This is a genomic window from Bifidobacterium sp. wkB338, from assembly GCF_003688325.1.
Lineage (GTDB): Bacteria > Actinomycetota > Actinomycetes > Actinomycetales > Bifidobacteriaceae > Bombiscardovia > Bombiscardovia polysaccharolytica.
Genome location: NZ_NPOR01000007.1, coordinates 17,442 through 38,427, shown reverse-complemented (window position 1 = coordinate 38,427; position 20,986 = coordinate 17,442). Strand labels below are relative to the sequence as shown.

Below are 20,986 nucleotides of genomic sequence, written 5' to 3'. Positions count from 1 at the left end.
CCAACCCTCTAAATTCTCTTGACCCTCTGGTCCAGAGCCATAGCCTCTGTCAGCTCCGGACCGTCCCCTTTCAAGGGCGCCACCGGGTGCATGGTCAATGCTTCGGAGGCATGGCGGCCAGGCTCCACGGCCTTGGGCAGGATCGCCGTGCCCTCTATGCTTGGGTCCAGCCAGGAGTCCAGGTTTTCATCAGTGATCAGCAGGGGCATCCGATTGTGCACCCGGGCGGCCTCCGGGGTGGCTTGCGTCGTCAGGATGGTGGCCGTCAGCAGCCAGGGTTGGCCAGGTCTGGCACGCCACCAGGAGTAGAGTCCTGCTATATTCAGCGTGTGGCCGTCGGGGGCCTGGAAGTAGTAGGGCTGGTGGTCAGGTGCCCACTCGTAGTAGCCGCTTGCCGGAATGATGGCCCTCTGACTTTTGGCCGAGTCCGCGTAGGTCCGCTTGGTCAGGGCGCTCTCCACCCGCGCGTTGTGGGTGGGGTAGGCCATCTGGTCGCTTTCGGACCAGGAGGGGACAAGGTTCCAGCGGGCCGGATGCAGGTGCCGCTGCCCATGTCGGTCCTGGGCCACCAGGGCTATGACCGATCCGGGGCTGATGTTCCAGGAGGGCTCGGGCAGTCCCGGAGCCTGCCGGGCACCATAGTGTTGGGCCAGGCTGGAGTAGTCCAGGTCAGCCGCGAATCGTCCACACATGAAGCCCATTCTATGGATGCTTGGAGTCCCCGTCGAGGAAACGCCGGAGGCCTTTTTCCGGGCCAGTCTAAATGCTGATTGGCCTTTCTTTCCTGCTAGCATGAAGGTGGTCTGCGGCAGCGGTGCATACATTGAGGATGGCCGTGGTCACAGCGGAATGTTCAACGTTGTTTTTGCCCTGCCTGGCATGAGGCCGGTGGCGGCATGGTGATTAGGAGATGGTTTATGCCTCAGAAGATCAAGGCGTCGATTGCTTACGGCATCGGCAAGGGGTTTGCCCAGCCCGAGGAGATCATCATTGATGACCCCATTGGCGCGGAGGTCCTGGTGGACGTGCAGGCCTCGGGTCTGTGCCATTCGGATCTGCATCTGGTCGAGGATGACGACAAGTTCTTCCCCTTCCCGGCTGTGATCGGCCATGAGATCTCGGGCATCGTCGAGGCCGTGGGCCCCGAGGTGTCCGGCATCAAGGTGGGCGACCACGTGGTGGCTTCCCTGGAGCAGGTCTGCGGACACTGCGCCAACTGCCTCAAGGGCCAGCCCCAATCCTGCACTCAGCAGCAGGAGTGCGTGCGCGGTGCGGGCGAGAAGCCCCGTCTTTCCTTCCCGGACGGTCGGCCCATCACCCAGGCCTTCGGCACCGGCGGCTTCGCCGAGAAGGCCCTGATTCACGAGAACCAGCTGGCTGTGGTCAACAACCAGGTCAAGTGGGATGAGGCCGCCTGCATCGGCTGCGCCACCATCACCGGAGCCGGAGCGGCCATCAACACCGCCCATGTGCGTCCCGGCGACACCGTGGCCGTCATCGGCACCGGCGGCATCGGCCTGAACATCATTTCGGGCGCCCGGATTTGCGGCGCCAAGCGGATCATCGCCATCGACCTGCTGGACAACAAGCTGGAGTTCGCCCGCAAGTTCGGCGCCACCGATGTCATCAACTCCAAGAACGAGGACCCTGTGGCCAAGGTGCGCGAGCTGACTGATGGCGGCGTGGACCAGGCCTTCGAGGCCATTGGTCTGCCCGTCACCATGAAGCAGGCCTGGGACATGCTGGGCGTGGGCGGCACCGCCTACCCGATCGGTCTGACCAAGCCGGATGCCACGGTCTCCCTGGAGATCAACCCGGCCGACCTGCTGGTCCACCAGCGCGGCTTCAAGGGTGTCTGGATGGGCTCCACCAACATCAAGCACGACATCCCTATGTATGCTGACTTCGCTGTGGACGGGCGGCTGAACATGCATGACATCGTCAGCCAGCACATCAAGCTGAGCCAGATTGACGAGGCCTACAAGCAGCTGGTCAACGGCGAGGTCATCCGTTCGGTCATCACCGAATTCGACTGATCCCTTCCAGCTGTCCGGCATTACTGCTGATGATTGTGCCGAACAGGAGTTCTGACAGGGGTTCTGATTATCAGGGGTTCCGGGCGCATAAGACATCCGGAGCCCCTTTCGTGTTCTGCTGATCCGAGAGCCGGATCAGGCCAGGAGCCTACCGATGTTCTCGGCCACTGCGGCAAGGTTGTCGGCGGCCTTGGCCATGGCCTCCTTAAGGCTGACGGCCCCGGGGCTGATGCTGAAGATGGCATCGATGCCCACCTTGTAGAGCTCTTCGGTACCTGCGCCCACGTTCCCTGCCAGGGCGATGACCTTGCAGCCGGGGGAGGACTCCTTGACGGCCTGGGCTGTGCCCATGGGGGTCTTGCCGAAACCGGTCTGGAAATCGATGCCGCCCTCGCCGGTGAAGCAGAGGTCGGCGCTGCGGGCCAGCTCCTTAAGGCGTGTGGTCTCTATGACAATATTGACGCCTGAGGCCATAACGGCCGGAGTGAAGGCCAGGAATCCTGCGCCCAGACCTCCGGCAGCCCCTGCCCCCGGTTTGGTCTCCACCTCCCGGTGCAGGTCCTTGCGGATGACGGCTGCATAGTGGCCCAGGGCCGCATCCAGGGTGGCCACCATGGATGGGTCCGCCCCCTTTTGCGGCCCGAAGACGGCAGAGGCTCCTTCGGGACCGGTCAGGGGGTTGGTCACGTCCGAGGCCAGACGAATGCGGGTGCTTGCAAGCCTGGGATCCAACCCGGAGATGTCGATTCGGTCCAGTCGAGCCAGTGCGGCTCCTCCCTGACTCAATTCCCGTCCGTCAGCATCCAGCAGCCGGGCACCCAGGGCCTGGGCCATGCCGGCACCGCCGTCGTTGGTGGCCGAACCGCCGAGGCCGACGATGATCTCCTGCGCGCCCTGGTCCAGGGCTTTGCTGATCAGTTCGCCCGTACCGTAGGTGGTGGTGACCAGTGGATCTCGGGTCTGTTCGTCGACGAACTGGATGCCGCTGGCTGCAGCCATCTCGATGGCAGCCGTCCGTCCGTCGCCCAGGATGCCGTAGCTGGCGTCCACGGTCTGGCCCAGGGGTCCGGTGACTTGGGTCTGGATCATATGGCCTCCGGTGGCATCGACCAGGGACTGGACCGTGCCTTCACCGCCGTCGGCCATCGGCACCAGGACCATTTCGGCCTTGAGGGGGCTGCGTTGCAATCCGCGTTCGATGGCTTTTGCAGCCTCCTTGGCGGTCAGGCTGCCCTTGAAGGAGTCGGGTGCAATGATGATTTTCATGTTTGTTACCTTTCCTGACTCGTCGACTCAGAAGACCAGATAGACCAGCATGGCCACCAGGGTCATGGTCAGGCCTACCAGGAACTCAAAGGGGACGACCTTCATCCGCTCGCCCAGGGTCATGTTGATGGACTTGGCGGTGACGTGGAAGTAGTTGCCGTGGGGCAGCTGGTCGATGACCGTGGCGCCCGCCTGCATGGTGACGGCGGCAGCCACCCCCGAGGTGCCAAAGGCCAGGATGGACTTGCCGAATGAGCTGCTGCCCAGGATGACGCCCGTGGATGTGGAGGCCGTGGCGGCGGCCATGAGGATGCCGGCGATGGGGGCCAGCATGGACCCGGGCACGCCCATGGCATGGATGAGGTTGACGATCTGCTTGGGCAGGTCGGAGCTGGTGATCAGCCCGCCCAGGGCTCCGGCTCCGATCAGGATGAGGACCACATCAACCATGCGCTGCAGACCGGCACTGGTGTATGTGAGGATTTTGCCGCCTTGCCCCATGGCCAGCAGGCCCAGGATGGATGCCAGGGGCAGGATGTACATGGCATCCACTTGGAACCGCTCCAGCAGGCCGATGTGCAGAATGGAACCCACGGGGTTGAGCAGGAGCAGGACCACGGCGGTGATGGGAGCCACCAGTGAGCGTCCCAAGGAGGGCAGGTCCTTGTCCTTGGAGGCTTTAGCTGCATCCTCGCCAAGGTCGTCCATGGTGACGATCCGCCCGCGATGCTGCATGATGGTGGCCAGCAGGACGGCCATGGCCAGTCCGCATAGAGCCGGGATGAAGCTGCCGATCATGACAGCCGAGGGCTGTATGTGGAACCCTGAGGCCACCGCGATGGTGTTGGGATTGGGGGAGATGATGTTGCCGGCCTTGCCTCCGCCAGACAGGGCGATCAGCAAAGCCAGCTTGGAGATCTTGAGTCGGCTGCCGACCTCGATGGCGATGGGTGCCACAATCAGAACGGCCACGGGAATGAAGACCCCGACGGCGCAGATGATCATGGTGGCCAGGGCCAGGGAGAGGATGGCCATGCGCTCGCCCAGGCCGTCCACTATGGCTCGAGCTATCCGGTTGGCCGCGCCGGACTCCATCATGACTCCCGCCAGCACTCCAGCAGCCAGGACCCGGATAACCGTGCCCATGACGCTCTGGGAGCCGGCCACCACGATGTTGACGGTCTGGCCCAGGGAGGCTCCACCGATCAGGCATCCTACGATGGCTCCCAGCATGAGTGCGTAGGTGGTGTTGAGCTTCTTGAGAATGAGGATAATGGCCAGGGCCAGGCCCAGCAGGGCGGCCCACCATGACAGGGTAATGTCCATGTCAGTTCCTTTGATCCGTAACTTGTGCCAGGGACCAGGTTGGCATCGTCGTAGCTGCCAGACCAGTAACAGTCCCATGATTTTTCTCACTTCCATTGTGGCTCTGTTTTGCTCTTTTTGCCAGGGCTCCCATACTCGAAAAGCGATGGATGGCGTTGGCAAAAATGGTTCATGTACCATGTCCGTAGGGAGGCAAGCCATGACCATAGATCCTGCGACGGCGCAGACAATCGTCGACAATCTCAAGGATGTAATCGAGTACAACATCAACTTTTTCGACACCGAAGGAACTATGGTGGCCAGCACTGATACTTCGCGCATAGGCAGCTTCCATGACGCGGCCCGTCAGGCGGCCGTTGACTGCCAGACCGTTGCCGTGGATCGTCGGCATCCTTATCAGGGAGCCCGTGACGGTGTCAACGTGCCGGTAGTGCTCAACGATGCGGTGGTGGCGGTCATCGGAATCACTGGACCAGTGAACAAGGTGGGCGCTCTGGGCGGGATCATCGAGCGCATGACCGAGCTCATGCTCTGCGCCAACATGGAGCAGATCGCCCGATTCAACCGGCGGATCATGACCACCAATCTGGTCAACCTGCTGACCCTGGAGCACAAGGACGACGAATTGATGAACGCTCTGGCTCTGGCCCTTGATCTGGATCTGTCGGGTCCACGGCTGGCTCTGGTCGGCCGAGCGCCAGGCATCCGGCTGGAAAGGCTCAACCAGGATCGGCTCTACGAGAGGCTCTGCCAGACATGCCTGTCCTTCGGCGTTCCCCTCTTCGCTGTAAGTCCCAGGGACTTTCGCATTTATGCGCCGCAGATGGGGGATGCCGAGCTTGATGAATTCGTGACTGCTCTGCGCAAGGCCCTTGGTCAGGCAGTAGGCTCCAAGGTGGTGCTGGGTGCGGGAATGATTCAGGCGAATCCGGGCCAGTACTGGCACAGCTACCGGCAGGCCTGCGTCGCTGCGCGCTGGGCCGGGTTCACTGCCGATGACCAGCGCTATCGGTACGAGCAGATGGGCGCGGGGCTGCTGATCACATCATTGTCCACCGAGCAGTGCCGGACCTTTGTGGAGCAGGTCTTTGCGGGTCTGGCGCCGGATCGTGTCGATCGATTCGAGAGGGTTTTCAGCGCCTACACTCGGCACAATGGCAGCATCACCCATGCCGCCCAGGAGCTTTTCATCCACAAGAACACCATGCAGAACCGGTTGGATGCCCTGGGCAGAGAGACAGGCTACAACCCCCGTCGCCTGAGCGATTATCCCATCCTGGCCACGGCCTTCGAACTTCGCAAATACCTGGCCTACAAGGATATTCCCGACGAAAGCGCCGAGTTGAGTGGCCATACTGAGACCTCTGGTCATTTTGGTGGATGAACCAGGTCGAACTAGGCCCGACTAGACTCTGTGTTCTAATCCTCTGCCGTCTGATTATCGGCGGAAAGTTGCTTTAGTTCGGCGCGGACTTTCTGGAGTTTGGCGAAGGCTGTGTTGCGGTTCTGGGTGGTTTTGGCCCGGCCGTGGTCTCCGGTCAACTTGGCTTCCTGGGCCTTGAGAAGGTCGATACGCTCGCGGATTGCGAGTCGGTTGTCCAGATCTTTGCCGTCAGTCTGGTCCAGGGTCACCTGGGCACAGAGGCTGTCCCAGAGCTGGTCCATATCGTCGCCGGCCAGGGTCAAGTTAGTCTGATCAGCAGGACGGGGTCTGCCCAGGTGGAGCGCATGCTTGGTCTCATGACCGGCTTTGGTGGGCAGGGCCCGGCGGACGGCCGGCGTGCAGACGAGACCCTTTTCACCCTGGTGAATGGTGATGAAAACCATGCCTGAGGAGCGCATGGCGGCGATATGCTCCAGCACGTCCTCCGGCACATTGGGGGTCTTCAGCCCGATGGCCATGATCAGCACCTCATGGCAGTGCGCGCCGTCCCTCACAGGAATGGTCCCGGGTCGCAGCAGGGCCAGCATGACGATCTTGTCGACGCTGGTGGAGAAGTGCTGACGCAGCCGTGAGGAGACGGGCGGTCGCGTGGTGAAGGCCCTTATGGGCAGTTCACCCTTGGCTGCTGGAATGGCGGTGGTGGGTGGCAGGCCCAGGGAGAGCGCGGACACGCCTTCGTAGGTTGCGATTGTCATCCTTGGCCTTTCTGTCGCTGTTTCCGTTATTCTACCGGCAGGAGCGCAATCAGAGGCAAGAGTGTCCGTTTGCCGGCAATGTATATTAGTTGTAAACCCGAAAGAGCGGATGCGTTGGGCTGAACGAGCTGCAGACATGCGTAAGATCTGAGGGGTTGGAGCAATGAGGGCTGAATGATGAGCAAAGATGCAAAGATGACTGTAACCGACGAGGAACGCGAACTCCTAGAGGGCTGGACCGAGGTCGACGGCGATCTTGATGGCTGCAGTCCGGATATGGCTCAGGTCGTTCTGGGCTCCCGGCTGGCCTGCGGACGCGTGGATGCTCCCCGCTCCCGTCACTGGCAGGTGCCCGAGGGAGTCGACTGCCTTAACGACATCGCCTATATGGACGATGGTCTGCGCGCCCACAAGCTGGATCTTTACCTTCCTCATGATGCCCTGCTGCGCTACGGCAAGGTGACTCCGGTCTACATCGACATCCACGGCGGCGGGTTCATGTACGGCTACAAGGAACTCAACCGGAACTTCTGCACCCATTTGGCCCAGCGCGGCTTTGCGGTCTTCTCGGTCAACTACCGGCTGATTCCCAGTACGGACTTCATGGGCCAGCTGGGTGACGTGCTGACGGCCCTGACCTGGATAAAGAACCACCTGGACGAGTATCCGGTTTCGCCTGATCGGATCTTTCTGACGGGAGACTCGGCCGGAGGAACGCTGGCCCTCTATACGCTGGCAGTGGAGTCCGATGACCAATTCGCGCAGATGATGGGGCTGAAACCTGCCGGTCTGCGGCCTCGGGGCGCTGCCTTCGTTTCAGGGCTTTTCGATCTGGCTCCTTACGTATCGGTGGATACGGAAGACCGCCAACCAACCAGTTCACCCACCGATGACCTGGCCATGGTTGCTCCATCCTTCTTCAGAAGCTTTGTGCATGCTGGGGGCGACCAGGCGGCCGACCTGACGACCATGGTCGACATGGTCCACCTGCCGCCGGTCTTCCTGAACACCAGTGCCGACGATTTTCTGCAGGGCGACGCTCTGAAGCTGGCCGAGATTCTGTGCAGGAAGGGCCGCGACTTCGAGCTGCACGACCCAAGGCCCAACCGTCTGCAGACCCTCGGACACGTCTATCCGGTGGCCATGACCTGGCTAGAGGAGAGCCGACAGACCCTGGACCAGATTCGCGATTTCTCCTACGATCTGATTTGAGCCTTTCTGCGCGCCCGGTTCATCCGATCGCTGGCTATGATGGGTAGAGAAAGGTGGGCATCGATGGCGCAAGGCCCCCGGTGTCTGCACAGCCGCTTATAGAGGAGTGATTCATGGACGAGAAGACCTTGGTAGAGAAGCTGAGCAACCTGGAGACCATCGACCAGCTGGTTGACCTGTCCAAGGAAATCGGCCAGCCCCTGTCATACAACGACGCGGACCAGCTCTTCGGCAGGATCAACCAGTGCAAGAATGATGTCGCACAGCTGGGCGGCGACACCATCGCCAAGCTGGCCAAGCAGGTCTTCAACATCTGAGGCATCAGAATCAGAAGTATCAGATTTCATAAGGGCGGGCCGGTATCCGGTTCCGCCCTCTTTTATGCCTGCTTTCATGCTCGCTCCCGGGCCTCCTGCTCGATCTGGGCCAGGCTCTTGCCTCGGGTTTCGGGCACCATGACCCAAGCGAAAACCAGGGCGCACACATTGATCAGGGCGAAGAGCAGGTAGGTGCCGGTGCCGCCCAGGCGGGCCAGCAGGGTGGGGAAGACCAGGGAGAGTCCGAAGTTGGTCAGGTTCATGGCCACGTTGGCGTAGCCCATGCCGCGGCTCTTGACCTCCTGAGGGAAGATCTCGGACAGAAGCAGCCAAGTGACCGGGGCCACCAGGCCCTGGACGAAGACCACATAGATCATCATCATGCCGATCATGATCCAGGCGGCCCTTCGTGACCCGGAGCCGGGGGTGCCGACGAACCGGTAGCAGACCCCGATGGCGGCCAGAAAGACGATGGTGCCTGCAAGTCCCACAGCCAGAATGGCGCGGCGATCAAAGCGGTCGATCAGTCCCAGCCCTCCGATGGTGGCCGCTATGGCGGAAACCAGGATGACGGGCACGGTGGCGACCATGGACAGGGAGGGGTCGAAGCCCAGGGTGTCGGTGAAGATGGTCGGCGCGTAGTAGTTGACGATGTTCAGCCCGGTCAGCTGGTTGATCATGGCCACGCCGATGCCCACGATCAGCACCCGCCGGAGCCAGGGGGCCTTGAAGCTGGCGATCTTCGCGCTCGCCGACTGCGACAGCTCCTGCATGGTCACCCGGGCATCTGCCTCCTCGCGGGTGGATTCCAGGAAAGCCTCTGCCTGGTTCGGTTGACCACGGCGGATGAGATGGGCCGGGCTGTCATGCAGGAAGCAGGCCAGCAGGGTCAGCAGGATGGCGGGCGGCACTAGAGCCCAGAGCATGGTTCGCCAGTCGGCACCCATCCGGTCCAGGATGGCGTTGACGCTGACCGCCAGTAGCTGCCAGACCACGATCATGACCGAGTTGACCGAAACCACCCGTCCGCGTTCCGCCGTGCCGACCATATCGGCCAGGTAGATGGGCACGATCGTCGAGGTCATGCCGATGCCAGCCCCGATAATCAATCTTCCCAGTCCAAGCAGGGCCAGGCTGGGGGCCAGAGCGCTCAGCAGGGCGCCGGGGATGGTCAGCAGGGCACCGGCCAGGATGATGTGCTTGGGGCCGAAGCGGTCGTTGAATGTGCCTGCCAGGTAGGATCCCAACGCGGCGCCTATCAGCAGGGCTGAGGTCACCATGCCCTGTTCGCCGGCCGTCAGGTGTCCGCCAGATCCCGAGCCTAAGTTCATGCCGACCAGTGCTCCGGAAATGACGGACATGGTATAGCCGTAGAGGCCACCGGCCAGCACGCCCAGGGCGGTCATCAGTTGCAGATTGCGCCGCCGTCCTTGAATTGCGGTCATGGGTTCCCCTTTCGCCAGATCATCCGGGCAGAATCAGGGTAATCATAGGCACCTGGGGGAGTGGCCCGTCGGTCCGGCTCGCCATGGTGAACCAGGGAATCGCCCGAAAAACCAGCTTCTGGATTCGCTATCCAGGCCCTGGTTGCCGGCTACATGAACATCTGAGGATATTGTCCACGACTTGCGCCTGTCATGGGCAGCGAAACTGCTTAATTTCGCATATGATAAACAAGCATCCACCACAAGGACATCGTGGATGCTTACGGCCATGGTTCCATACAGCCTGGCAATGAAAGGAAACACTGTATGCGCAAGCTGATTCTCGATCTGGACACTGGTGTCGACGACACTCTAGCCATCTCCTATGCCTTGGGCAGCCCCGAAGTTGAGCTGATCGGCATAACGGGCACCTATGGCAACGTGCTGCTGGAGCAGGGCATCCGCAACGATCTGGCCATCACCGACCTGCTGGGCCACCCCGAGGTCAAGGTCTATCCGGGTCTGTCCCACGCATCCAAGGCGGACTCTTTCGAGGTGCTGCCTGTCTCCGCCTTTATCCACGGAGAGAACGGCATCGGCGACGTAGCCATCCCTGACTCCGACCGCAAGGCGGAGACGCAGTCGGCCGTGGACTTCATCATCGAAGCGGTCAATACCTACGGCAAGGATCTGGTCTACGTGCCCACCGGCCCCATGACCAACATCGCTGCTGCCCTGGCCAAGGAGCCTGATATTGCCCAGCGCATCGGCTCCATCGTGCTCATGGGCGGGGCTCTGACCGTGCCGGGCAATGTTGATGCCTGGCAAGAGGCCAATATCTCCCAGGATCCGGACGCGGCCGACGTGCTCTTCCGCTCCGGTGCGCCCGTGACCATGGTCGGCCTGGACGTGACCCTGCAGACCCTGCTCACTTACAAGGAGACCGCCCGCTGGCGGCAGCTGGGTACTGCTGCAGGCACCTTCCTGGCGGATATGACCGACTTCTACATCAAGGCCTACGAGACCACATCGCCCCACCTGGGTGGCTGCGGCCTGCACGATCCGCTGGCCGTGGGCGTGGCCGTGGATCCGACCCTGGTCACCACCCTGCCCATGAACATGAAGGTGGAAACCGAGGGCGCCACTCGCGGGCGTACCATCGGGGACGAGCAGCGGCTCAACGACCCGAACAAGACCATGCGCGTGGCCGTCGGCGTGGACGTGCCCCGCTTCCTGGACGAGTTCATGACCCGCATCACCGGGCTGGCCTCCCAGGCTGACTGAGGTCTGCCGTCCCCGGCAAGTTCACGCAAGAGAAAGAGAATTGAAGGCATCATGTCCGAAAAGCAATCCACCGAGGATTCGACAGCCGTACGATCGCTGATCCTGCTGCTGATTACCTTCGTCCTGGGCACCCTGTGCCTGCAAGGCTTCAACCTGGTCTTCCAGCAGGTCGGCAAGGACGCCGGCGCTCCCGACCAGGCCTCGCTGATCACGGCCCTGCCCAGCATCGTCCTGGGCATCGTCTGCTTCATCTACGGGTCCCTGGGCGACTTCGTATCCCTGCGCAAGCTGGTCACCTTCGGCCTGTGCATACTGTTCGTCGGGTCCGTGTATGGGTACGTGGCCAACACGATCATGGTCCCCAACATCTGGAATGTGATTGCGGCCCGGCTGCTGCAGACTGCGGGTGAACAGGTGGCTGGCTCGGCCTACCTGGTCGTGGCCACCAAGTATCTCAAGCCCTCCCTGAAGGTGATCTTCTTCGGCATCTTCACAGCAGGCTACCAGGTGTCTGCAGCCATCGGCATCTTCGCCGCCGGCCTGCTCAGCTCCATAGCCTGGCAGTACCTCTTCCTGATTCCCGCGGTCACCATCGTCTTCCTGCCCATCCTGCTCAAGAGCCTGCCAACCGGCGGCGGCAACGGTGAGAAGGTGGACTGGCTGGGCTTCGTCATCTTCGGACTGGCCACGGCCCTGCTGACCCTCTTCTTCTCTTACACGGCATGGTGGCTGCTGGCGGCCTCCGCTGTCTGCTACCTGATCTTCGCCCTGTACATCAGCCGGGCCCAGAGCCCCTTCATCACTCCGGACTTCTTCCGCAACAAGCGCTGGCTGATGGGCATTGGGTTGATCCTGATCTTCTACTTCATGAACTACTGCATGTCACCCATCTTCAACGCCATCGGGCGTGACGTTTACAAGGTGTCGACCACCACGGTCTCCCTGCATGTGGTCTGGGCCTTCCTGGTGGCCGCTGTGCTGGGTACCACATCGGGCGCCATCGTGGACAGGATCGGCCGCAAGCCCGCCATCATCATCGCTGCTTGCCTGATGATTCTGGGCTTCGCAGGGTCCGCGCTGGTGGTCAACTCCGGTCTGCTGGCCCTAACACTGACTGCCTGTGTCTACTATGCCGGGGTCGGACTGATGTATTCGCCCATCGTCTCCACCGTACTTGACACCCTGCCTCAGGACCAGTCGGGCCGCGGCGTGGGCATGAACGATCTGGTTATGAACGTGACCGGTTCCATCGGCATCGCCATCATCGGCGGTCTGATGGGCAAACCCAGCCTGGAGGGCTTCAGCATCATGGGCGCCACTGGTCCGGCTGCCAATTACAGCAACCTGCTGCTGATCGGGGCCGCTGTGTCCCTGCTGGGCCTGGTTGTGTATTTGATCTGCAAGAAGACCATCTACGCCACGACTGCAGACCAGAAGTAGAACAGTTGTAGTCGACCGTCCGAGCGCTATAAGAGGAGTTGCTTCCTGTGTTGCGCTTGAGCGGTCGACTGATATGTGTGGTGGGAGCGCGGGAGGAGTGTCGGCTCACTTGGGGTTGAGCCTTTATTGACGCCGGCCTCCCTGCTCCCCCTGTTCTGGCCGGGGGGTGATCCGTTCCCTGCCTGTCTTACTCGTACGAAGTGTGTAGCAGCCGTAGTTGTTCTCTGCGGTGGCGGCGGGATGCCAGCACCCCGCCCATGCCGGTCATGCCGGTGGCCAGGGCGAGCACGATACCTTCCCCTCCGGCCCGGGGGAGCACGCCTGGAGGCGCTACAGGCATGTACGTGTATTGGAGGTTGTTGTAGGTCAGGGTGCTTCCTGCGCCGCCCAGCGTGTAGTCGACGCTGACCGTGACCGTGCCAGGCAGGTGCGCGGGCGTGGTCACGGTGACGCTGTTGCCATCGCCGCGCGTCAGGCCTTTTGCGGCATCGCGGTCGAATTTGACGCCGGTGATCACCGGCTGCAAATTGAACGCCACCGCCACAGGGACCTTAGAGTCGTCGGTAGTGCCGTCACCGAGGTGGCCGTATTCGTTCCATCCCCATGCTTTGGTGTTCCCGTTTTTGTCAATCGCCAGCGAATTATAGTATCCGGCGCTCACTCGCGCAGCGTTCAGCCAGGGGCCGACTGCATTTGTAGACTGCTCGGAGGCAAACACCTTTACAGGGGTAAGCCGATCCCCCGAATCGTTGTTACCGAGCCCACCATACCAGTTGGCTCCCCACGCCAATGTGTTCCCGTCCGTGTCGATAGCCAGTGAATGCCAGCCTCCGGCGCTAATCTGAATGGCTTTCAGCCCTGTGCTTGCATCGGAGGGGTTGCCAGAGTCACGTACGCGCACGGGGACAGTGGAAGATGTTCTGGTGTTGTTGCCGAGCTGGCCATTCGGGTTGTTCCCCCAGGCGTAGGCGTATCCGTCGTTGCCCACGGCCATTGAATGATAAAATCCGGCGCTGATCTGGATGGCTTTCAGCCCCGTATTAACGTTGGATCTTGTCGAGGGATTGCATACGCGTACGGGGACAGAGGAAAACCCACTGCTGGTGTTGTTGCCGAGCTGCCCATATGGGTTGTTCCCCCAGGCGTAGGCGTATCCGTCGCTGCCCAGGGCCAGAGAATAATTGTTCCCGGCGCTGACCTGCACGTAGGTGAAAGCCGACGGCGTGCCTGTAGGCTTCTTCACCATGACCGGCGTAGTCCGGGGGTTGCCGGTCGTCCCGTCGCCGAGCTGGCCATACGCGTTACTTCCCCAGGCGTAGGCGTTCCCATCGCTACCTAGTGCCAGAGAATGATTGCTTCCAGCGCTGACCTGTATAGCTTTCAGCCCTTTGCCTGTGTCAGTGGGGCTGTTGGGGTCGCGTACGCGCACGGGAACAGAATTCGCATTGTCGCCGCTGGTGGTGTTGTTGCCGAGCTGCCCAGCACCGTTGTTTCCCCAGGCGTAGGCGTATCCGTCGCTGCCGAGGGCCAGTGAATGAGAGCCGCCGGCGCTGACCTGCACGTAGGTGAAAGCCGACGGCGTGCCTGTAGGCTTCTTCACCATGACCGGCGTAGTCCGGGGGTTGACGGTCGTCCCATCGCCGAGCTGGCCATACGTGTTGTTTCCCCAGGCGTAGGCGTTCCCATCGCTACCCACCGCCAAGGAAAAACCATAACTATAGTCTGTTGACCCGGCAATCTGGTTGAATTTGATGCCGTTGGTAGTCGCTGGCGGTGTGATGGTGGTCTGCTGCCCTCCTGTCCGGCTGCCTCTGTCGGGATTGATACTCCACGTCTTGCTGGCGCTTGTGCTTGTCCATTTGGCGGTGAGGGTGAGGTTTTGGGTGATGGGTGTGCTGAAGTCGTAGGCGACCTGTCCGGTGAACCATCCGTCGAACTGGTAGCCTTGGCGTACCGGGTCGGGGGAGGGGCGCCTGGCCCTGCCGTATGGGTAGGGGACCTGCTGGTCTGAGGGTTTGGGGTTTCCCTCTCCTGCGTTGAAGTGGACCGTAAATGAGGAACTTCGTCCGGCGTCCCTGGTCAGCGGCTGGTCGACCGTGTAGTTGAGGCTCTTGGTGAAGGGCTGGCTGTCTTGTTTGCCGGTGATGAGGATGGCTGCTGGTCCTGGCTTGCGGGCGGGCATGTCCGCCTGCCAGGCATCGCCGGTTTTGGTGAGTGTGAGCGTCTGGCCGTCCAGGCTGGCTGTTTCCAGTGTGGGGGTCGAGATGGTGTCGAGTCTGGATGGCTTGCCGGGCTGGCCTTGAGCGTCCAGACTCCACTGGCATAGGCTTCCTTGCCTGTTGATGGCGGTGATCCTGCCGTCGGCTTCGGCGGCCTGAATGTAGGACTGGCTGCCGTCGTCCGCCCGCGTGGGCGACTCGCCGGGCTTCCAAGCCCAGAGGCGGCCGTCCGTGCCGGTGATGATGGCCCGGCTGTCGTTGCCGGCGATCCTGCTGGCCTTCTGGCCGTCGGGCAGGCTGACGGTTGCAGGGCTGGCCGTGCTCTCGTTTAGGTACAGGGTCTGCCCGTCCGCGTCCAGGAGGAGGAATCCTCTGTTGAGTGCTTGGGCTTGGATGATGCGCATGCCCGGCTCCTGTTTGACGGGTTCGGGTTCGGCTTTCCCGGTGCTGCTCGTCTCCCAGGTCCAGGTTTGCCCGTGCACGTCCACGGTGAGGATCCGCTTGTTGGAGGCGACGGCGGTGACGGCCTGAGCATGCCCGGGCAGGCCGGTTGCGGCTTGTTCTGTCGGTTTCATGCTCTGGCTGTCTGTCAGGCTGATTTGGAAGGCGTGGACGTGTCCCTGCCGGTCCACCGCCAGCAGCTGGTCATCGTGCATGCTGATGCTGGTGAACCCGGTGTTCCGGTCGGTGTTGAGGATCACGGGTTCAGTCTGTCCGCTGGTCCAGGTGTAGATCCGCTGGTCGGAGCCGAGCGCGGCCTGCAAGTGTCCTGTTGTTGTAACCTGCAGGTAATGGAACCCTTCGGGAGCCTGGGCGGGGAAGGGAACCTGTGATGGCGTGCTGTTTTGCGGCCATGTGTAGATGCTGCCGTCGCCGGTCAGGCCGACGGTCTGGTCGCCTTCGGCCTGGATGCTGGTGTGGTAGGGCTCCTGCCTGTCGGGCGGGTTGATGGTCAGCTGGCTGCCTGATGCGGGTCCGTGGTCCGGGCTCAGCGTCCAGTCTGTGACTTTTGTCCACCGGGCTTTCAGGGTCGTGTCCTGGAGGACGGGGGTCTGCAAGTCGTAGGGCTGGCCGTCAAGCGTCCACCCGTCGAACCGGAAGCCCTCACGTACAGGGTTGTGTTCCGGAGGGGAGGCGAGTGTCCCGGTCTTCACGCTCGCCTGGGTTGGCCTGCTGCCGTCGGCCGGGTCGAAGCGCACCGTATGCGAGGCCTGGTCATCCGTCTGATCGGATGGCTTGTCTGAAGCGGAGTCAGGGCTGTCATGAGTGCCCGTCGGCGGTGACGGGATGTCCGTACCTGGCGTTGCCGAGCTTAACGGCGAGGCGGGTTCCGGAGGTGAGGGCAGGGGTGTGTTGGCTGCGCTGCTGGGGGGAATGGCGGGGGTTTGCTCAGCTACGTGGGGGCCTGATCCGGCGGGTGCAGGAGCGTCCGCCTGCGCGGATGCGACGCCCAAGCCTGCCAGCAGGCCCAACAGGACGGCCGTCATCGCCAACGTGCGACGCAGACGGGAAACCAGACGCATGAAACCAACCCCCCAACCAACATCAAGCGGTATAAACACCGCCTGTCTTGCCATATCTTAACGTCATTACTGTCGGAAAGCCGTATTTCCTGCCTCCGCCAGCCCTGCATCCCATCGCAGGAACCAGTAATGAAAAGCCAGCCGGTCCACGACACCCCTGTTTTCGCCCAACCACCCAGCACACAAACAGCACACATAAGCCAGAGTCAGCCGCCCGGCTGCAATGATCCTCTCGGCTGAGGAGGGCGGCTGCTTACAGCAACTATCTGGGATGTGAGTATGGACAGTGGCTGGGGTGTCTTGTGCTCATGTGCCATCGGCCTGCCTGCCCGCGTTTCGCTATCTGCAGTGTAGAAGCGGGGAGCGCATAACCGCCCTCAATTTTTTGTCAGCAGTAATTGACAATAGTGTGGTGGGGGGGCGCGGGAGGTGTGTCGGCTCACTTGGGGTTGAGCCTTGTATGACGTGCCTCCGTGCGCCCCTTGTAAGCCGGGGCGTGGGGATTGATCCGTCCTGGCCTTTCTTACTCGCGCAAAGTGTGTAGCAGTTGTCTCTGTTCTTTCAGATGGCGGCGGGAGGCCAGCACCCCGCCCATGCTGGTCATGCCGGTGGCGAGGACGAGCAGGACGCCTTCACCGCCGGCTTTAGGCAACACACCCAAGGGTGTGTACGTGTATCTGAGGGAGTCGTAGGTCAGGGTGCTTCCTGTGCCGCCCAGCGTGTAGTCGACGCTGACCGTGACCTCGCCCGGTTCATGAGGGGGCGTGGTCACGGTGACGCTGCCATCGTCCTGGCTTTTAGATATATTCTTGATGGCTATGCCGTCGAAGCTGACACCGGTGATTACTGGAGATAGGTCGAACGTCACCGGCAACGGAACACGATTCGCGTCGTTGCCGCTGGTGGTGCCGTTGCCAAGCTGACCGTACCGGTTGAATCCCCATGCACTTGTGTTACCGTCTTTGCCGATTGCCAGCGAATGATTCCCTCCGGCGCTGATTTGCGCTGTGCTCAGCCAGGGGCCGGCCTTGCTTGTAGATTGATCGGAAGCGAACACCTTCACGGGGGAATGTTGATCGCTCGTGGTGTTGTTGCCGAGCTTCCCATAGTTGTTTTGTCCCCACGCCCAGGCGTTTCCATCCGTGTCGACAGCCAGCGAATGAGCCCATCCGGCGCTCACTTGCACAGCCTTCAGCACTGTACTTGTATCCTTTGGGTTGAGAAGCACCGAACTGGGGACAGGATTCCTTAGGCTGCTTGTGCTGCCGTTGCCGAGTTGGCCATAGTCGTTGTGCCCCCATGCCCATGTGTTCCCGTCTTGGTCGATTGCCAACGAAAGAGAGCCTCCGGCGCTGACTTGGACAGCTTTGAGCACCGTGCTCGCATGCTTGGGATCGAGCAGCACCGAGCTGGGAGTAGGATTCGCGTTAGTGCCGCTGGTTTTTCCGTTGCCGAGTTGGCCATAGTCGTTGCGTCCCCATGCCCATGTGTTCCCGTCTTGGTCGATTGCCAGCGAATGGAAATCCCCGGCGCTGACTTGGACAGTTTTGAGCACCGTGCTCGCATGCTTGGGATCGAGCAGAACTGACTGAGGGGTGTTAGTGCCCCTGGTATTTCCGTTGCCGAGCTGGCCGTTGTCGTTGTTTCCCCATGCCCATGTGTTCCCGTCTTGGTCGATTGCCAGCGAAAACAACCTTCCGGCGCTCACCTGTATGGCTTTCAGCCCCGTATCAACGTTGGATCCTGTGGAAGGATCGCATACGCGCACGGGGACGGACGAAAAGCTTGTTGTGTTGTTGCCGAGCTGGCCGTTGTTGTTGTTTCCCCAGGCGTAAGCGTATCCGTCGCTGCCCACGGCCAGTGAATGATCGGTTCCGGCGCTGACCTGCACGTAGGTGAAGTCAGCCGACACGCCCGCAGGCTTCTTCACTATGACTGGTGTATTTCGGTTGCTGGTATTTCCGTTGCCGAGCTGGCCGTAGTTGTTGAATCCCCAGGCGTAGGCATTGCCGTCGCTGCCCACAGCCAAGGAGAAGTTGTTGGTGCCTGAGCTGCTGACTTGGCTGAATTTGGTGCCGTTGGTAGCCGCTGGCGGAGTAATCGTGGTCTGTTGTCCTCCTGTCTGGCTGCCTTTGTCGGGGTTGATCTTCCATGTGTTGTTGGGGTCTTTTAAGGTCCATTTGGCGGTGAGGGTGAGGTTTTGGGTGACGGGTTTGCTGAAGTCGTAGGCGGTGTTGCCGGTGAACCATCCGTCGAACTGGTAGCCGTCGCGTGTTGGGTCGGGGGAGGGTCGTTTGGCCCTGCCGTACGGGTAGGGGACCTGCTGGTCTTCGGGTTTGGTGTTTGCTTCGCCTGTGTCGAAGGTGACTGTATGGGTGGTGTCTGTAGTGGCGTCTCTGGTCAGGGTCTGGTCGACGATGTAGTCCAGGCTCTTGGTGAAGTGCTGGTTGTCCTGCCTGCCGGTGATGGTGATGGCGGCTGGTCCGGGCTTGCGGGCGGGTATGTCCGTCTGCCAGGCGTCGCCGGTCTTGTTGAGTTTGAGGGGCTGACCGTCCAGGCTGGCTGTTTCCAATGTGGGCGCGGTGCTGGTGTCGAGCTTGGATGGCTTGCCGGGTTTGCCTTGAGCGTCCAGGCTCCACGTGAACATGGCGCCCTTCGTGTTGGTGGCGGTGATCCTGCCGTCGGCTTCGGCGGCCTGCGTGTAGGCTTGGCTCCCGGCGTCCGCCCGCTTGGGTGCCTCGCCGGGCTTCCAGGCCCAGAGGCGGCCGTCCGTGCCGGTGATGACGGCCTGGCTGCCGTTGGTGGTGATTGAGCGGGCTTTCATACTTTCCGGCAGGCTGGCGGCTGTTATTTTGGTCGAGCCGTCGGCCAGGTACCAGGCGTGCCCGTCCGCGTCCTGGAGGATGAGCCCCTTGCTGAGGGCTTGGGCTTGGATGATGCGCATGCCCGGCTCCTGTTCGATGCGTGAAGGCTCGGCTTTTCCAATCTTGCTCGTCTCCCAGGTCCAGGCCTGCCCGTCCGCGTCTACGATGAGGATCCGTTTGTCGGAGGCGACGGCGGCGACGGCCTGCGCCTGCCCGGGCAAATCTACTGTGGCTTGTTCGACGGGCTTTATGATTGGGTTTTGCGTGTCGGCCTGGCCGGCCTGGAAGGCGTGGACCTGTCCCTGCCGGTCCACCGCCAGGAGGCGGTCATCGTGCATGCTGATGCTCGTGAATCCGGTGTTCCGGCCGGTATCGAGGATGGTGGGCGTGACCTGCCGGCTGTTCCAGGTGTAGATCCGCTGGTCGGATCCCAAGGCGGCCTGCAGTTCGCTGCCGGCTGCGGCCTGCAGATAGTGGAACCCTTCGGAAGCCCGGGCGGGGAAGGTCACCTGTCTGGGTGTGCCCTCCTGCGTCCATGAATAGATGCGGCCGTCGCCGGTCAGGCTGAGAAACTGCTTGTCAGAAGCCTGGATGCAGGTGTAATAGGGCTCCTGCGTGTCGGGCGGGCTAATGGCCAGGCGGGTGCCGGAGGCGGGCCCGTGGTCCGGGCTCAGCGTCCAGTCCGTGATCCTGGTCCACTGGGCTTTCAGGGTCGTGTCTTGGAGGACCGGGGTTTGGAAGTCATAGGGCTGGCCGTCAAGCGTCCACCCGTCGAACCGGAAACCATCACGCCGGGGATTGCGTTCCGAAGCAGAGACAAGAGTCCCGGTCTTCACGCTCTCCTGTGTCGGTTTGCTGCCGTCGGCAGGGTCGAAGCGCACCACGTGCACGGCCTGGGCATCCGTTGTTTCTGTTGATTTGGTCGGAGCTGATTCGCCGCTGCCTGTACTGCCCGTCGGCGATGAGGGAGCATTTGGGCTTGCTGTTGCGGTGCTTAACGGCGATGCTGTTGTCAGAGGCGATGGCGAGGGAAGTTGAGTATTTGATGCACTGCTGGGGAAAGAGGCGGGATTTTGCTCAGCTACGCGAGGGGTCTGACGACCCCCCCCCCCGGTGAGGATAGGAGCGTCCGCTGCGTTGGCGGACGCGACGCCCAAGCCTGCCAGCAGGCTCAGTAGGACGATCATCATCGCCGAAACGGAACGCAGACGGGAAACCAGATGCATGACTTATAAACCCCTTACCAACACCAAGCGAATCCAACTGCTCGCCTATAACGTCTTATCTGTCGGAAAGTCCTTCTGTCTTCCAATGCCAGCTCAGCATCAGATTGCACGAGCCATAGCGGAAAGCCAGCCGTTTCCCGACACCCCTATCTTCACCATACCACCAAGTTAAAAAGCAACACAAAGCAATTGGTGGTAAGTCATTTGGAATTATTTGCAATATGGACCGTATAATCGTCGGTTTTTATGGCATAACAGCAATTCCGATTAATTGCATTACTGGTGGAGCTGCACGCAAGCATCGCTCCTATTGGCTCTTATCTCCTTCACGAAGTTCAGCATGTGCCTGGCGATAGAGGCTGAAGGGCGGATCTAGTCTGGAGTGCCCCAACATCTTGGGGGATTCGACTGCATTAACGTGCCTCAGATTGACGCCGCTATGTCTTTGCTTGATCGGCAAAACGACCATCTGCTTTAAGCTTGTCGGCCAATAATAGACCGGTTGTCAGGTTTGTTCCTGATGCAGGATAATCGGCTGACTGCGCGCGATAAAAGCTGCTGCTTCCACTATTGCAGCCGTGTGGTCGATTGATAGATGTGGTGGGGGCGCGAGAGGGGTGTCGGCTCCCTTGGGGATTGAGCCTTGAATGACACTCGCCTCCGTGCGCCCCCAGTGAGGCCGAGGCGGGGGGATTAATCCGTCCCGGTCT

13 protein-coding genes are annotated in these 20,986 nt (G+C 61.4%); 6 read left to right on the top strand and 7 right to left on the bottom strand.

From position 1 onward, the window contains the following. Nucleotides 1-8: 8 nt before the first annotated feature. Nucleotides 9-692 carry an SOS response-associated peptidase gene (locus CI603_RS01315; RefSeq protein ID WP_121912757.1) on the bottom strand — a complete coding sequence of 228 codons (684 nt, stop codon included), beginning with the start codon at nt 690-692 and terminating at the stop codon, nt 9-11. 225 nt (nt 693-917) lie between these two features. Here CI603_RS01315 and CI603_RS01305 point away from each other — a divergent pair, with 225 nt between their 5' ends. Then, nucleotides 918-2,036 carry a zinc-binding dehydrogenase gene (locus tag CI603_RS01305; RefSeq protein WP_052323105.1) on the top strand — a complete coding sequence of 373 codons (1,119 nt, stop codon included), beginning with the start codon at nt 918-920 and terminating at the stop codon, nt 2,034-2,036. Nucleotides 2,037-2,171: 135 nt separating this feature from the next. Here CI603_RS01305 and CI603_RS01300 read toward each other — a convergent pair whose 3' ends face one another. Both CI603_RS01300 and CI603_RS01295 read right to left on the bottom strand, forming a co-directional pair. Continuing rightward, nucleotides 2,172-3,302, bottom strand: a complete 1,131-nt coding sequence (locus CI603_RS01300) for a glycerate kinase (RefSeq protein WP_121912733.1) — start codon at nt 3,300-3,302, stop codon at nt 2,172-2,174. Between the two features lie 27 nt (nt 3,303-3,329). Then, on the bottom strand, nt 3,330-4,628 hold the full coding sequence (locus CI603_RS01295) for a GntP family permease (protein WP_110424965.1): 1,299 nt from the start codon (nt 4,626-4,628) through the stop codon (nt 3,330-3,332). Between the two features lie 199 nt (nt 4,629-4,827). Between CI603_RS01295 and CI603_RS01290 the strand changes: the two genes are divergently transcribed. Next, entirely contained in the window at nt 4,828-6,012 is a 1,185-nt protein-coding gene (locus CI603_RS01290; RefSeq protein WP_183122190.1) for a sugar diacid recognition domain-containing protein, read from the top strand. Nucleotides 6,013-6,047: 35 nt separating this feature from the next. Here the strand turns inward: CI603_RS01290 and CI603_RS01285 are convergent, their stop codons facing one another. Next, the gene (locus tag CI603_RS01285) at nt 6,048-6,767 is read right to left on the bottom strand and encodes a DUF4391 domain-containing protein (protein ID WP_183122189.1); all 720 of its coding nucleotides are present in this window, start codon (nt 6,765-6,767) and stop codon (nt 6,048-6,050) included. Nucleotides 6,768-6,941: 174 nt separating this feature from the next. Between CI603_RS01285 and CI603_RS01280 the strand changes: the two genes are divergently transcribed. Both CI603_RS01280 and CI603_RS01275 read left to right on the top strand, forming a co-directional pair. After that, nucleotides 6,942-7,979: an alpha/beta hydrolase gene (locus CI603_RS01280; protein WP_121912730.1), complete on the top strand. Its 1,038-nt coding sequence runs from the start codon at nt 6,942-6,944 to the stop codon at nt 7,977-7,979. A gap of 113 nt (nt 7,980-8,092) precedes the next feature. Then, nucleotides 8,093-8,296, top strand: a complete 204-nt coding sequence (locus tag CI603_RS01275) for a hypothetical protein (RefSeq protein WP_015021464.1) — start codon at nt 8,093-8,095, stop codon at nt 8,294-8,296. 74 nt (nt 8,297-8,370) lie between these two features. On the opposite strand, the gene CI603_RS01270 is transcribed toward CI603_RS01275, so the two are convergent. Continuing rightward, nucleotides 8,371-9,741, bottom strand: coding sequence for a sugar porter family MFS transporter (locus CI603_RS01270; RefSeq protein ID WP_121912729.1), 1,371 nt, complete (start codon nt 9,739-9,741; stop codon nt 8,371-8,373). Between the two features lie 306 nt (nt 9,742-10,047). Here CI603_RS01270 and CI603_RS01265 point away from each other — a divergent pair, with 306 nt between their 5' ends. Both CI603_RS01265 and CI603_RS01260 read left to right on the top strand, forming a co-directional pair. After that, nucleotides 10,048-11,004, top strand: coding sequence for a nucleoside hydrolase (locus CI603_RS01265; RefSeq protein WP_121912728.1), 957 nt, complete (start codon nt 10,048-10,050; stop codon nt 11,002-11,004). A 51-nt stretch (nt 11,005-11,055) separates the two neighbouring features. After that, the gene (locus CI603_RS01260) at nt 11,056-12,444 is read left to right on the top strand and encodes an MFS transporter (RefSeq protein WP_121912727.1); all 1,389 of its coding nucleotides are present in this window, start codon (nt 11,056-11,058) and stop codon (nt 12,442-12,444) included. A 187-nt stretch (nt 12,445-12,631) separates the two neighbouring features. Here CI603_RS01260 and CI603_RS01255 read toward each other — a convergent pair whose 3' ends face one another. Both CI603_RS01255 and CI603_RS01250 read right to left on the bottom strand, forming a co-directional pair. Beyond that, nucleotides 12,632-16,186: an InlB B-repeat-containing protein gene (locus CI603_RS01255; RefSeq protein ID WP_121912756.1), complete on the bottom strand. Its 3,555-nt coding sequence runs from the start codon at nt 16,184-16,186 to the stop codon at nt 12,632-12,634. 523 nt (nt 16,187-16,709) lie between these two features. Then, nucleotides 16,710-20,276, bottom strand: coding sequence for an InlB B-repeat-containing protein (locus tag CI603_RS01250; protein ID WP_121912726.1), 3,567 nt, complete (start codon nt 20,274-20,276; stop codon nt 16,710-16,712). Between the last annotated feature and the right edge of the window lie 710 nt (nt 20,277-20,986).